The organism is Pseudomonas sp. GW460-12-10-14-TSB1 (genome assembly GCF_017349775.1).
Classification (GTDB): Bacteria; Pseudomonadota; Gammaproteobacteria; order Pseudomonadales; family Pseudomonadaceae; genus Aquipseudomonas; species Aquipseudomonas piscium.
This window is the reverse complement of record NZ_JACNAC010000064.1, coordinates 1-13,167: the sequence shown is the minus strand read 5'-3', so window position 1 is coordinate 13,167 and position 13,167 is coordinate 1. Positions and strand designations below refer to the sequence as shown.

Annotated in this window: 8 protein-coding genes and 1 pseudogene; 6 read left to right on the top strand and 3 right to left on the bottom strand. The window is 64.7% G+C overall.

The annotated features are described in order from the left end of the window. Positions 1 to 28: 28 nt before the first annotated feature. The 3 genes from J4D52_RS26465 (at position 29) to J4D52_RS26455 (ending at position 3,085) form a co-directional block, all read left to right on the top strand. Entirely contained in the window at positions 29 to 829 is an 801-nt protein-coding gene (locus J4D52_RS26465) for an endonuclease/exonuclease/phosphatase family protein (protein WP_025809100.1), read from the top strand. Between the two features lie 131 nt (positions 830 to 960). Beyond that, positions 961 to 1,659 carry an alpha/beta hydrolase gene (locus J4D52_RS26460; RefSeq protein ID WP_063430470.1) on the top strand — a complete coding sequence of 233 codons (699 nt, stop codon included), beginning with the start codon at positions 961 to 963 and terminating at the stop codon, positions 1,657 to 1,659. A 370-nt stretch (positions 1,660 to 2,029) separates the two neighbouring features. Next, positions 2,030 to 3,085, top strand: a complete 1,056-nt coding sequence (locus tag J4D52_RS26455; protein WP_063430468.1) for an autotransporter outer membrane beta-barrel domain-containing protein — start codon at positions 2,030 to 2,032, stop codon at positions 3,083 to 3,085. A gap of 205 nt (positions 3,086 to 3,290) precedes the next feature. Here the strand turns inward: J4D52_RS26455 and glgB are convergent, their stop codons facing one another. The 3 genes from glgB to J4D52_RS26440 form a co-directional block, all read right to left on the bottom strand. Further along, complete coding sequence (gene glgB / locus J4D52_RS26450) at positions 3,291 to 5,519, bottom strand: 1,4-alpha-glucan branching protein GlgB (RefSeq protein WP_063430466.1); 2,229 nt, start codon at positions 5,517 to 5,519, stop codon at positions 3,291 to 3,293. 42 nt (positions 5,520 to 5,561) lie between these two features. Next, positions 5,562 to 8,876 (bottom strand): maltose alpha-D-glucosyltransferase, encoded by a 3,315-nt coding sequence (gene treS / locus J4D52_RS26445; RefSeq protein ID WP_102677179.1) that lies wholly within the window; start codon positions 8,874 to 8,876, stop codon positions 5,562 to 5,564. Positions 8,877 to 8,995: 119 nt separating this feature from the next. After that, entirely contained in the window at positions 8,996 to 10,996 is a 2,001-nt protein-coding gene (locus tag J4D52_RS26440; protein WP_102677178.1) for an alpha-1,4-glucan--maltose-1-phosphate maltosyltransferase, read from the bottom strand. Between the two features lie 246 nt (positions 10,997 to 11,242). Here J4D52_RS26440 and J4D52_RS26435 point away from each other — a divergent pair, with 246 nt between their 5' ends. The 3 genes and pseudogenes from J4D52_RS26435 to ccoG form a co-directional block, all read left to right on the top strand. Next, positions 11,243 to 11,440, top strand: a complete 198-nt coding sequence (locus tag J4D52_RS26435; protein WP_063430460.1) for a hypothetical protein — start codon at positions 11,243 to 11,245, stop codon at positions 11,438 to 11,440. A 24-nt stretch (positions 11,441 to 11,464) separates the two neighbouring features. Then, positions 11,465 to 11,557, top strand: a pseudogene (locus J4D52_RS26430) (DUF3203 family protein); the annotation flags it as partial. A 207-nt stretch (positions 11,558 to 11,764) separates the two neighbouring features. Next, the coding region (gene ccoG, locus J4D52_RS26425; RefSeq protein ID WP_207272176.1) for a cytochrome c oxidase accessory protein CcoG at positions 11,765 to 13,167 on the top strand (1,403 nt) is incomplete at its 3' end.

Here is a 13,167-nt window from a genome sequence, read left to right as displayed (position 1 = left end):
GTAACCGCCCTGATTACGAGGAGTGAGCGTGAACACCGATTCAACCAGGCACCCGGTCACGTCGGCAGCGCCAGACAAAACCCCGGCGGTCCATCGCCTGCGCATCCTGACCGTCAACACCCACAAAGGCTTCACCGCCCTGAACCGCCGTTTCATTCTCCCGGAGCTGCGTGACGCGGTACGTAGCACCCAGGCCGACCTGGTGTTTCTCCAGGAAGTGCTGGGCGAGCACGACCGCCACGCCAACCGCTACAGCAACTGGCCACAGCAGTCGCAATACGAGTTTCTCGCCGACAGCATGTGGGGCGACTTCGCCTACGGGCGCAACGCGGTCTATCCCGACGGCCATCATGGCAACGCCCTGCTGTCGAAATACCCGATCCGCCAGTACCGCAACCTCGATGTCTCGATCACCGGCCCGGAACGCCGCGGGCTGCTGCATTGCGTGCTGGATGTACCGGGGCATGCCGAAGTGCACGCGATCTGCGTGCACCTGAGCCTGCTGGAAAGCCATCGCCAACTGCAGCTGGCGCTGCTGTGCCAGCTGCTCGAGTCGCTGCCGGCCGACGCGCCGGTGATCATCGCCGGCGACTTCAACGACTGGCAGCTGCATGGCAACGCCACCCTCGCCCGCCGCGACGACCTGCACGAAGCCTTCGAACGCCACCACGGCAGCCCGGCCAAGACCTACCCGGCACGCTGGCCGCTGCTGCGCCTGGACCGCATCTACCTGCGCAATGCCAGCAGCCACGCGCCGAAGATCCTCGGGCACAAACCCTGGACGCACCTGTCGGATCACCTGCCGCTGGCGGTAGAAGTGCACCTCTGAACATCCGCTCAAAGATTCGCCGCCCAATGGCCGTGCACGGCCGGCGATTGTCACTGATACTCGATCACTCCACTCCGCGCGCTGCCTGCAGCGTCGGGCTATGTCTGGTGTTCTTAGCTAGGAGTCATCCCATGAGCGACAAACCCGTGATTGTGCTGGTCCATGGTTTCTGGGGCGGAGCCGCCCACTGGAACAAGGTCATAGTCGAGCTGTTGCAACGGGGCTACACGCGGATTCGCGCGGTGGAGCTGCCACTGACCTCGCTGGCCGAGGACGTCGAGCGTACCCGCAAACTGGTGGCCCAGCAGGAGGGTCCGGTGCTGCTGGTCGGTCACTCCTACGGCGGCGCGGTGATCACCGAAGCCGGCCTGGCGCCGAATGTCGCAGGCCTGGTGTACATCGCCGCCTTCGCTCCCGATTCCGGCGAAAGCCCGGGCGGCATCACCCAGCAGCATCCGCCGGTGGCGGCGGCGAACCTGCAGCCCGACAGCGACGGTTACCTCTGGGTCAAGCCGGAGCTGTTCCATGAAAGCTTCTGCCAGGACCTGCCGGAGCAGGACGGGCTGGTCATGGGCCTGACCCAGAAGGCGCCGCTGGCCAGCACCTTCGGCGACACCATTGGCACTCCCGCCTGGAAGCACAAGCCGTCCTGGTATCAGATTTCCACCGAGGACCGGATGATCGCCCCGCAAAACCAGCAGCGCATGGCCGCGCGCCTGGGGGCGAAAAAAATCATCAGCCTGGCCGCCAGCCATGCCTCCCTCGCCTCCCAGGCCAGCGAAGTCGCCGGGCTGATCGACGAAGCGGCCAGCGCGCTGGCCAAGGGCTGACGCAGTCCTTCACGCCAGGAAATGACCGGCTCGCCCGCAAAGGGCGGGTCGGTAGTTAACTACCGAAAATCCCTTTTCCCCGCCTTTCCTGACGTTTTTTCGCACAAACAAGAACTTAGAGAATCGATTTTTTTCAGTCAGTTACAAAGCCTAAATTACCTACGCCACTGGTCGGTCATTTTCTTGACGGCGGCCCTGTCGTCTCCTTAGCTACTGCTTACTACCCCCGGAAATACAGCCAGGGGCAAGCCTCGGATACCTGCTTTAGAGCGGGTCGCCGAGCCTTGCCTCAATGAACTCGGTCGCCCCTCATTCGGGGTAGGAGAGACGCCACAGCGAGACACGGCATGCGATTGCAAGGTAGCCCTCCATGAAAACCTCACTCACCCCACAAGAGATCAAGATCATTCTGTGCACAGTTTCCGCTTCGGTATTGCTGTGCGCGTCCATGGAGGTACAAGCATCCCCTGCCGAGGACGAGGCGCAGCTCTGGTATCGCCAGGACCAGCTCCTGAACCCTCTGTTGACACCCGCGCCATCCGCGACACCCTTGCCGCTCAACCCGCCCGCGGGCAACAGCCTGGGCATAGTGCAAGGCAGCCCGCAGGCCTGGGACCCGCTGTACGGGCCCGCGGCGCGGCAGACCGAAGCCGGCTACCTGGGTTCGCGTTTTGCCAGCAGCATCAACGGCACGCCGGGCGGCCCGGTGCTCTACACCCTGGAGAGCAGCAGCGGGCATACCCAGCGCATCGGCCTGCTGGGTGGCCAGAGCCAGTTCCAGGCCAACGGCCAGGGCGTGCCCGGCGGTTTCAGCGACCCGCGTAACGACAGTTTCAGTGTCCAGGGTCAAAGTCTTGGCGCGTTCTGGAGCCTGACCGGCCCGCAGGGCTGGCACGTCGATCTGTCGGCCAGCGGCGCCCGGGTCAGCGGCTTCAGCCGCACCGAACAGGGCCAGCGGCAGGCTGCCGAGGGCAGCGCGGTGACCCTGTCGGTGCAAGGCGGGATTCCCATCGGCATCAGCGACAACTGGGTGGTCGAACCCCAGGCGCAATTGATCAACCAGCGCGTCAGCCTGGACAACCCGAATGCCGACAGCAGCACCAGCTCCGCCGGCAACCTGAACTCCTGGAGCGGCCGCGTCGGTGCCCACTTGCAAGGTCGCTATGACGTCGCCGGGCACTCGGTGGAACCCTATGTGCGCACCAGCTTGTGGCACACGGTGTACAGCGGCGACATGCTGAGCCTGGACAAGGTCGACAAGATCAGCAGCAGCCACAAGTCTTCCACGGTCGAAGTCGGCCTGGGCCTGGTGGCCAGGCTCACCCCCGCCGTCAGCCTGTACGTGAGCGCCGACTACAGCAGCGACGTGGACGACAACGACCTCAACGGGCTGATCGGCAGCCTGGGTGTGCGGATGCGCTGGTAAGCCTGTGTAGCCGCTGCTGCAGGCTGCGGCAGGCTGCGGCAGAGGCAGCGGCTACAAGGATTGGAGGTTCAGGGACCACTTGATGGTGCCTGGGCGGATGTCATCGCGAGCAAGCTCGCTCCTACAGGGATTGCGTAGATTCTGTAGGAGCGAGGGGGACGCCCAGTTCTTGCTCGCGATCCGCTGCGTTCAGCGGCCAGCCGGATCAGCCCTCGGGCTGCAGGATCAGCACCGCCAGCGGCGGCAGGTTCAACACCAGCGACAACGCCTGGCCGTGGCTCGGCTCATCCTCGGTGAAGGCCCCGCCACCGTTGCCATAGTTGGAACCGGCATAGGTGTCGGAATCGCTGTTGAGCAACTCGCCCCAGCGCCCGGCGAACGGCACGCCGACCCGGTAGGCCTGGCGCGGCACCGGGGTGAAGTTGGCCACCACCAGCAGCGGCTTGCCCTCCTTGCTCCAGCGCAACCAGGCGTAGACGCTGTTGATCGCGTCGTCGCCAATCAGCCACTGGAAGCCCTGGGGCGCGTCGTCCTGGTCGTGCAGCGCCGGGTGCTCGCGGTACAGCCGGTTGAGGTCGCCCACCAGTTTCTGCACGCCGCGGTGCTCGGGGTATTGCAGCAGGTACCAGTCCAGTTGCTGATCGTGATTCCATTCGCGCCACTGGCCGAACTCGCAGCCCATGAACAGCAGCTTCTTGCCCGGGTGGGTCCACATGAAACTCAGGTAGGCCCGCAGGTTGGCGAATTTCTGCCAGCGATCGCCGGGCATCTTGTCGATCAGCGAATGTTTGCCGTGCACCACCTCGTCGTGGGAGATCGGCAGGATGAAGCGCTCGGACCAGGCATACACCAGGCCGAAACTCAGCTCGTTATGGTGATGGGCGCGGTACACCGGGTCCTGCTGGATGTAGTGCAGCGAGTCGTGCATCCAGCCCATGTTCCATTTATAGGCGAAGCCCAGGCCGCCCTGCTGGGTGCTCTGGCTGACGCCCGGCCAGGCCGTGGACTCCTCGGCGATCACCAGGGCGCCCGGCGCCTCGAGGGACACCACGTCATTCAGATGGCGTAAAAAGTCGATGGCTTCGAGGTTCTCGCGGCCGCCGTGGCGATTGGGCACCCACTCCCCGGCGTTGCGCGAATAGTCGCGGTAGAGCATCGAGGCTACGGCATCCACCCGCAGGCCGTCGACATGGAAATGCTTGAGCCAGTGCAGCGCCGACGCCAGCATGAAACCGTGGACCTCGGTGCGCCCCAGGTTGTAGATCAGGGTGTCCCAGTCCTGGTGGAAACCTTCCAGCGGGTTGCCGTATTCGTACAGCGCGGTGCCGTCGAACTGCGCCAGGCCGTGGGCGTCGGTTGGAAAGTGCGCCGGCACCCAATCGAGGATCACGCCGATGCCCGCCAGGTGGCAGGCGTTGACGAACGCCGCGAAATCGTCGGCGCTGCCGTAGCGGGCGCTGGGGGCGAACTGCGACAGCGGCTGATAACCCCAGGAACCGCCGAAGGGGTGCTCCATGATCGGCATCAGCTCGATATGGGTGAACCCCAGGTTCTGCACATAGGGGATCAGGCGCTCGGCCAATTCGTGCCAGTCGTACTGGCGCGCCACCTCGCCCAGATCGTCCACCTCGCATTGCCAGGAGCCGGCATGCAGCTCGTAGATCGACAAGGGCGCGTCCGCGCGCTGGCGTTCGCCACGGGCCTGCATCCACTCGCGGTCCTGCCAGTCGATGCTCAGCGGCGTGGCGACTTTCGAGGCGGTGTCCGGCGGCAACTGGGTGGCCAGCGCCACCGGGTCGGACTTCAGCGGCAGGATGCCGTGGGCACCAAGGATTTCATATTTGTAGGCTTCGCCCGGCCCCAGGCGCGGCACGAACAGCTCCCAGACCCCGGACGGATGGCGCAGGCGCATCGGGTGCCGCCGCCCGTCCCAGACGTTGAAGTCGCCCACCACCGAGACCCGCCGGGCATTCGGCGCCCAGACCGCGAAACGCACGCCGTCGATGCCATCCAGGGTTTTCAGCTGGGCGCCGAGGCAGCTACTGAGGTCGCGGTGGTTGCCCTCGGCGAACAGGTACAGGTCCATCTCCCCCAGCAACGGGCCGAAGCTGTAAGGGTCTTCGCCGATGTGCTCGCCACCGGCCCATTGGGTGCGCAGCAGATAGGGCTGGGCCTGGGCAAAATGCCCGACGAACAGCCCCGGCACCTCGGTGCCCTCCAGGCTGCCCAGCACCCTGGTGCCATCGCGGGCCAGCACCTGCACACTCAGGGCGCCCGGCAGGAAGGCACGAATGAATTGGCCACCGGCGCCGTCGCCATGGGGGCCGAGTACGGCAAAGGGATCCTGGTGCTCGGCGCGCACCAGCGCCTCGACATCCCGGGCGCTGGGCATTGCCTGTTTGACCTCACCCTGTTCCTTGTTCGAGAAACTCATGACTGCTCTCCACCACTTTTTATATCGGAAAAGGGTTTCACATCACTCAACCTTCATATCACTCAGCAGCGCTCGCAGCCCGCGCAGCGGCACCGCAAGCCAGGCCGGACGGTTTTCCGCTTCGTACGCCACTTCGTAGGCTGCTTTCTCCAGGCTGAACAAGGTCAGCGCGGCGTCCTCCCCATTTTTTTCCTGCCAGGCATGAGCAAGACTAGCTGCCGCCAGCCGGTACGCCTGGACAAACGACTCGCGGGCTTCGTGCAGATAACGCTCGGCGACCCGCTGCCGGGCGGCCAGGGTGTGGGCCGAGGCATCGAGGCTCTGGCCGCCGAGGGCCAGCGCCGCGGCATAGTCGAAGGAGCGCAGCACGCCGCTGACGTCCTTGTACGGGCTGTGCTTGCCCCGGCGCTCGTCCAGCGGCCGCGCCGGTTCGCCCTCGAAATCGATCAGGTAGGCATCGCCCTTGATCACCAGCACCTGGCCCAGGTGCAGGTCGCCGTGGACGCGCATGCGCAGACCGCCGACCGCCTGCTTCGCCAGGCCCTGGATATGCGCCAGGATCGCCTGCTGGTGTTGGGTCCATGACGCCACGTGCTGTTGATCCTCGGCCGTCAGCTCGGAGTGATGCTGCTGGAGCAAGTGCAAGGCCCGTTCCAGCTGCGCGCCAATCTGCCTGGCCCAGGCCTGGGCATCCTTGGCCGTGCTCGGCCGCGCGCGAAAGTCCGGGTTGGCGGTCGGCGCCGCGAGGATCAGGTGCATTTCCCCCAGGCGCTGGCCGAGCATGCCAGCAAAATCTCGCAGCTCGCCCAGGGCGTTGTAATGCTGGTCCTGCTCGGACATGGCGTCGGCCAGTTCGTCGCGGATCGCCCGCTCCAGGTTGTTCTGGGTCCACTCCCAGGCATCGCCCTGATTGCTCAGGTAACCCTGGGCGATCATCAGCAGGCTGTCGCCCTGCCCGTCCCGGCGAATCACCGAGCCGAGCAAGGGTGAAATGTGCTGGAAGCCGGCGGCGGTCAGGTAAGCGCCCATCTCCAGCTCCGGGTGCACCCCGCTGGCCACCTTGCGGATCAGCTTGAGCACCAGGCTGCCACCTATCACCACCGAGCTGTTGGATTGCTCGGCGGACAGGTAGCGCACCTCGGATTGCGCGTCCAGGCCGAGCCCGGCCAGTTGCTGCGTGGCCTCGAAGCGGATCTCTCCCTCGCCACAGGGCAGCAGGGTGTGCGTCTGGATCGCCTGCACGACACTGCGCACAAAACTTTCCAGGGCAAAGGCGTCGGTGATCAGCCCCACCTGGCGGCCACGGCGGACCCGGGCCAGGGCCAGTTGCTGCGGCAGCGCGGCGCCGATCTGCTCTTCGCCGAGCAGGCCGAACGGCAGTTGGTAGCGCCCGCTCTGGCCGCCACCGCTGACCTCCAGCTCACTGAGCAACACCGGGTGCTGCGGATCGCCAAAGCGCACGCCGTAAACGATATGCACCTGCTCGATGGCGCTGTCCTTGCCGGCGAACCAGCGGCGCTTGGGCAGCCAGGTCGGCAGCGAACTCTGCTCCAGAGTGGTGCGCGATGGTGCTTCGAGCAATTCCTCGAGGCGTTTTTTCAGCACCAGGGTGGTGAAGTCCGGCATGCTCTGGGCCGGCTCCACATGCCAGCTCGGCATCTGGTTTTCCGCCGCCAGGACGAACCAGTAGAAGCCGTAGGGCGCCAGGGTCAGGAGGAAATTCAGCTGGCCTATCGGTGGGAAGGCGTTCCCGCCGAGCATCTCCACCGGCACCATGCCAGCGAACGCCGACAGGTCCAGCTCCGCGGCCTGGGCGCTGCGCGACACGTTGGCCACGCAAAGGATGATCTCGTGCTTGCCGTCGGGCCCGGTGTATTCGCGGGTGTAGGCCAGGATCCGGCGGTTGCTCGGCGACAGCATCTTCAGGCTGCCGCGGCCGAAAGCCTTGGACTGTTTGCGGATCGCCAGCATGCGCCGGGTCCAGTTGAGCAGCGAATGGGGGTCGCCGGCCTGGGTCTCGACATTCACCGACTGGTAGCCGTACAGCGGGTCCATGATCGGCGGCAACACCAGGCTCGCCGGGTCGGCCCGGGAGAAGCCGCCGTTACGGTCGATGGACCATTGCATCGGCGTGCGCACGCCATCGCGGTCGCCCAGGTAGATGTTGTCGCCCATGCCGATCTCGTCGCCGTAATACAGGGTCGGCGTGCCGGGCATCGACAGCAGCAAGCTGTTGAGCAGCTCGACCCGGCGCCGGTCGCGCTCCATCAGCGGCGCCAGGCGCCGGCGAATCCCCAGGTTGATCCGCGCGCGGCGGTCGGCGGCGTAGTAGTTCCACAGGTAGTCGCGCTCGCGGTCGGTGACCATCTCCAGGGTCAGCTCATCGTGGTTGCGCAGGAAGATCGCCCATTGGCAGTTGGCGGGAATCTCCGGGGTCTGGCGCAGGATGTCGGTGATCGGGAAGCGGTCTTCCTGGGCCAGCGCCATGTACATGCGCGGCATCAGCGGGAAGTGGAAAGCCATGTGGCATTCGTCGCCGTCGTTACCCTTCACATCTCCAAAATACAATTGAGTGTCTTCCGGCCACTGGTTGGCCTCGGCCAGCAGCATGCGGTCCGGGTAGTTGGCGTCGATCTCGGCGCGGATCTGCTTGAGCACGTCGTGGGTCTCGGGCAGGTTCTCGTTGTTGGTGCCGTCGCGCTCGATCAGGTAGGGAATGGCGTCCAGGCGCAGACCGTCGATGCCCATGTCCAGCCAGTAGCGCATCACCGACAGCACCGCCTTCATCACCTGCGGGTTGTCGAAGTTGAGATCCGGCTGGTGGGAATAGAAGCGGTGCCAGAAGTACTGGCCGGCCACCGGGTCCCAGGTCCAGTTGGATTTCTCGGTGTCGAGAAAGATGATCCGCGTGCCGTCGTATTTCTGATCGTCATCGGACCACACATAAAAGTCCCGCGCCTTGGAACCGGCCTTGGCCTTGCGCGCCCGCTGGAACCAGGGGTGCTGGTCCGAGGTGTGGTTGATGACCAGCTCGGTGATCACCCGCAGCCCGCGCTTGTGGGCCTCGGCGATAAACCGCCGGGCATCGGCCAGGGTTCCGTAGTCGGGACTGACGCCGCGGTATTCGGCGATGTCGTAGCCATCGTCGCGGCGTGGCGAGGGATAGAACGGCAGCAGCCAGATGGTGTTCACGCCCAGGTCGGCGATGTAGTCGAGCTTGGCGATCAACCCGGGAAAATCGCCGATCCCGTCGTTGTTGGAGTCGAAATAGGATTTGACGTGAACCTGATAGATCACCGCGTCCTTGTACCAGAGCGGGTCCTTGATGAAGGTGGCTGACCTGGTTTTCTTCGCCATGGGTAACTCCTGAAAATTCATTGGTCCGTGGCTACCTGCGACTGGCCCTGTAGCCGCTGCCGAGCCTCGCGAGGCTGCGACGGCCTCAAGAGCGCGTCCCGTTCCGGGCCGATCGCGAATCAGGCAACGCTGATACGCCAGATGCCGAACGGTTGCTGCCAGGGTTCGATCCGCATGAACTGGGTCTTGCCGTACCAGGTCCAGCGATGGCCGGTCATCAAATCCTCGCCCTGGGTCTGCGCATCGTCGGGCAGGCCCAGCTCCCACAACGGCAATTCGAAATGCGCCTCCTGGGCGTTGACCGGGTCGAGGCTGACCGCCACCAGGATGAAGTTGCTGAGGTCGGCGGTGCGCTTGCCGAAGTACAGGATGTTGTCGTTCCAGGCGTTGTAGACCTGCAGGCCCAGGTGGGTATGCAGCGCCGGGTTCTGCCGGCGTATGCGGTTGAGCTGGGCGATCTCGGCAATGATGTTGCCGGGGGCGCTGAAGTCCCGGGGGCGGATCTCGTACTTCTCCGAGTCCAGGTATTCCTCCCGCCCCGGAATCGGCGCCGCCTCGCACAGCTCGAACCCCGAATACATGCCCCACAGCCCCGAGCCCATGGTGGCCAGCGCGGCGCGGATGAGAAACCCCGGGCGCCCCGAGTCATGGAGAAAGAACGGGTTGATGTCCGGCGTGTTGACGAAAAAGTTCGGCCGGTAGCACTCGCGCCACGGCGACTGGTTCAGTTCGGTGAAGTAAGTCGCCAGTTCGCTCTTGGTATTGCGCCAGGTGAAATAGGTGTAGCTCTGGGAATAACCGACCTTGCCCAGGCGCGCCATCATCGCCGGCGTGGTGAAGGCCTCGGCGAGAAAGATCACCTCCGGGTACCGCGCCCGCACATCGGCGATCAGCCACTGCCAGAACGGCAGCGGCTTGGTATGGGGGTTGTCCACGCGAAAAATCTTCACCCCCTCCTCGACCCAGCCGACCACCACGTCGCGCAGTTCCAGCCACAGGCTGGGGATGGCCTCGATGGCATAGAAGTCGACGTTGACGATGTCCTGGTATTTCTTCGGCGGGTTCTCGGCGTATTTGATGCTGCCGTCCGGGCGCCAGTTGAACCAGCCCGGGTGCTGCTTGAGCCAGGGATGGTCCTGGGAACACTGGATGGCGAAGTCCAGGGCGATCTCCAGGCCATGCTCGGCGGCGGCGGCCACCAGGCGGCGGAAATCCTCGCGGCTGCCGAGCTGCGGGTGGATCGCCTCGTGGCCGCCCTCTTCGCTGCCGATCGCATAGGGGCTGCCCGGCTCGTCGGGGCCGGCGGTCAGGGCGTTGTTGCGGCCCTTGCGAAAGCTGCGGCCGATGGGGTGGATCGGCGGGAAGTACAGCACGTCGAAGCCCATGTCGTGGATCATCGCCAGGCGCGAATGCACATCGTCGAAGGTGCCGTGGCGGGCCGGATCGTCGGTGATCGAGCGGGGAAACAGCTCGTACCAGCTGGCGAACTGCGCACGTTCGCGTTCCACGTCCAGCGGGTATTCCGGGCTCAGGCTCAGGTACGGGCGGTAGTCGGCCTCGGCCATCAGCCGTGCACTGCGCTCGTGCAGGAACAGCGCCACCTGCTCGGCTTCGAGCAGTGTTGCCAGTTCATGGTGCAGCGCCAGCAACTGCTCGCGCAGCGGCCCCTCGCTACGCTCGGCGGCGTGCAGTACATGGTTGCGGCCCTCCTGCAATTCGAGGCTGACGGCGATGCTGGCCTGGTGTTTCTTCTGCAGGTCGTAGCAGAAGCTGGCGAACTGATCGATCCAGGCCTCGATGCAGTACAGGTAGCGGCCCTGGCTGGGCACGCTGAACTGGCCTTCCCAACCGTTGTTGCCGAGGTCTTCCATGATCTCGCTGCGCCAGATGCTGTCGGCTTCGGCGCGCCAGCGAATGCGCACGGCCAGCTTGTCGTGACCATCGGCGAACACCTTGCTGCTGACCTGCACCACCTGCCCCGCCACCGCCTTGACCGCGAACTGGCCGCCGTCGATCAGCGGCCTGGTGTTCTCGATGACAATGCGCGGCAGCAGCAAGGCCTGCGAGAGTGGCAGGTTCGGGTTGTATTGCAGCTCAGTCGGTCTTTTTTCGGCAGTCATCGAGCATCACCCCTTACGCCCCATGGACGCTCTGTTGCTGGTCTATCCGGCGCAACGCCATCTTTTGAGATCGGCCCTCGGTGTCGGCAACGGCCCGCGCGGATCAGCGAAGCACTTAGGTTCCGAGACACCAGGGCCGGGAAAGTTCACCCGGATTTGCCTCCCTTCGCGCCGGGAGTCAAACCACCGCGTCGAGGGTCCACCCTGGGAGACTGTGCAAAACCAAGCACAAAGGAGGCCATGCCGATGAGTATCCCGATCCCTCCCGAAACGCCCGATCCGAATATCGATCACCCGACCTTGCCGCCGATCTTGCCACCGGCAGAACCGCAACCGGTGCCCGAAGAAGAGCCACCAGAAACCACCCCGCCGCCCAAGGAGGACCCGCCGATCGATCCGGCGCCGGTCAGCGTTTCCGGTCACAGCATTACGCCCAAATCATGACAAGCGTAGACAATCGATTTGCGCATCACCGAAGCAGAAGCCGCCCCATTGACCGTAGCAGGCGCCACCGAGGGGCGGCGTCATCTGCGCACCAGCGACAGTGATTCGGTGATTTGACTGATCTGCATCACAGCGCCCGGCGCAGGCCTGTGCCAGAGGCTGCCGACGCCCGGCAACGGGCGCCTGGCGGGGTATGGCAAGTTGTCGCAGGGTGGCGCCTGCCGGCCATCTGATCTGCTTTTTATTGCGATACCTGAGTCTGTTATGCAAACAGATCGCTGGGCATAGTTCATCTGCCTGATGGAGGCTGATGAGCGAACGACCATGAGCGAAAGAATCCCCGTCCGATTAGTAGAAACATTCGAGCCTGCGCGCCCAAAGACGAAGGCCAAATCCAGCGACAACCTGATCCACACCCGCAGCTTCACCGGCTTGTTCCGCACCTTGCGCATGAGCGGTGCGGGTTTCCTGTTCCTGCTGTTCTTCGGCACCGTATGGTTGAACTGGGGCGGCCGCCAGGCGGTGCTCTGGGACCTTGCGGAAAGCAAGTTCCATATCTTCGGCGCCACCTTCTGGCCGCAGGATTTCATCCTGCTCTCGGCCCTGCTGATCATCTGCGCCTTCGGCCTGTTCGCCATCACCGTGTTCGCCGGCCGCGTCTGGTGCGGCTACACCTGCCCGCAGAGCTCCTGGACCTGGCTGTTCATGTGGTGCGAGAAGATCACCGAGGGTGAGCGCAACCAGCGCATCAAGCTGCAAGCCGCGCCCTGGAACCTGAACAAGCTGATCCGCCGATCGGCCAAGCACACCCTGTGGCTGGCCATCAGCCTGCTCACCGGGCTGACCTTCGTCGGTTACTTCACCCCGATCCGGCCGCTGACCGAGGAGCTGCTGACCCTGCAGATCGGCGGCGTCAGCCTGTTCTGGGTGCTGTTCTTCACCGGTGCCACCTACCTCAACGCCGGCTGGCTGCGCGAGGCGGTATGCATGCACATGTGCCCTTATGCGCGGTTCCAGAGCGTGATGTTCGACAAGGACACCCTGACCATCTCCTACGACCCGGCCCGCGGTGAAATCCGCGGCCCGCGCAAACGCGGCGTGAAACCGACCGATATCGGCCTCGGCGACTGCATCGACTGCCAGCTGTGCGTGCAGGTCTGCCCGACCGGCATCGACATCCGCGACGGCCTGCAGATGGAATGCATCGGCTGCGCCGCCTGCATCGACGCCTGCGACTCGATCATGGACAAGATGGGTTATGCCCGGGGCCTGATCAGCTACACCTCGGAGCACCAGTTGCAGGGTGGCAAGACCCACCTGCTGCGCCCGCGTCTGATCGGCTACAGCGCGGTGCTGCTGGTGATGATCGGCGCCCTGGCCCTGGCGCTGGTGGAGCGGCCGATGGTGTCGCTGGACGTCAGCAAGGACCGTGGCCTGTTCCGTGAAAACAGCCTGGGCCAGATCGAGAACATCTACAGCCTGAAGATCATCAACAAGACCCAGCAACGCCAGGATTACCGCCTGCAACTGGTGGACGGCGACGGCTTCCAGCTGCAGGGCAAGAGCGAAATCAGCCTGGCCGCGGGCGAGATCGTCGACCTGCCGGTGTCGGTGGCGATGATCGCCGACAAGCCGCAGAGCAGTTCCCAGGAGTTGAGTTTCAAGGTAGTCGACGCCGACCAGCCGCAGGTCTACAGCGTGGCCAAGAGCCGGTTTGTTGCGCCCTT

What these genes read in the sequence shown, in the direction of transcription:
- treS (WP_102677179.1), bottom strand. Translation starts at nt 8,876, where the DNA reads ATGGCGAAGAAAACCAGGTCAGCCACCTTCATCAAGGACCCGCTCTGG.
- J4D52_RS26460 (WP_063430470.1), top strand. Translation starts at nt 961, where the DNA reads ATGAGCGACAAACCCGTGATTGTGCTGGTCCATGGTTTCTGGGGCGGA.
- J4D52_RS26440 (WP_102677178.1), bottom strand. Translation starts at nt 10,996, where the DNA reads ATGACTGCCGAAAAAAGACCGACTGAGCTGCAATACAACCCGAACCTG.
- J4D52_RS26435 (WP_063430460.1), top strand. Translation starts at nt 11,243, where the DNA reads ATGAGTATCCCGATCCCTCCCGAAACGCCCGATCCGAATATCGATCAC.
- J4D52_RS26455 (WP_063430468.1), top strand. Translation starts at nt 2,030, where the DNA reads ATGAAAACCTCACTCACCCCACAAGAGATCAAGATCATTCTGTGCACA.
- glgB (WP_063430466.1), bottom strand. Translation starts at nt 5,519, where the DNA reads ATGAGTTTCTCGAACAAGGAACAGGGTGAGGTCAAACAGGCAATGCCC.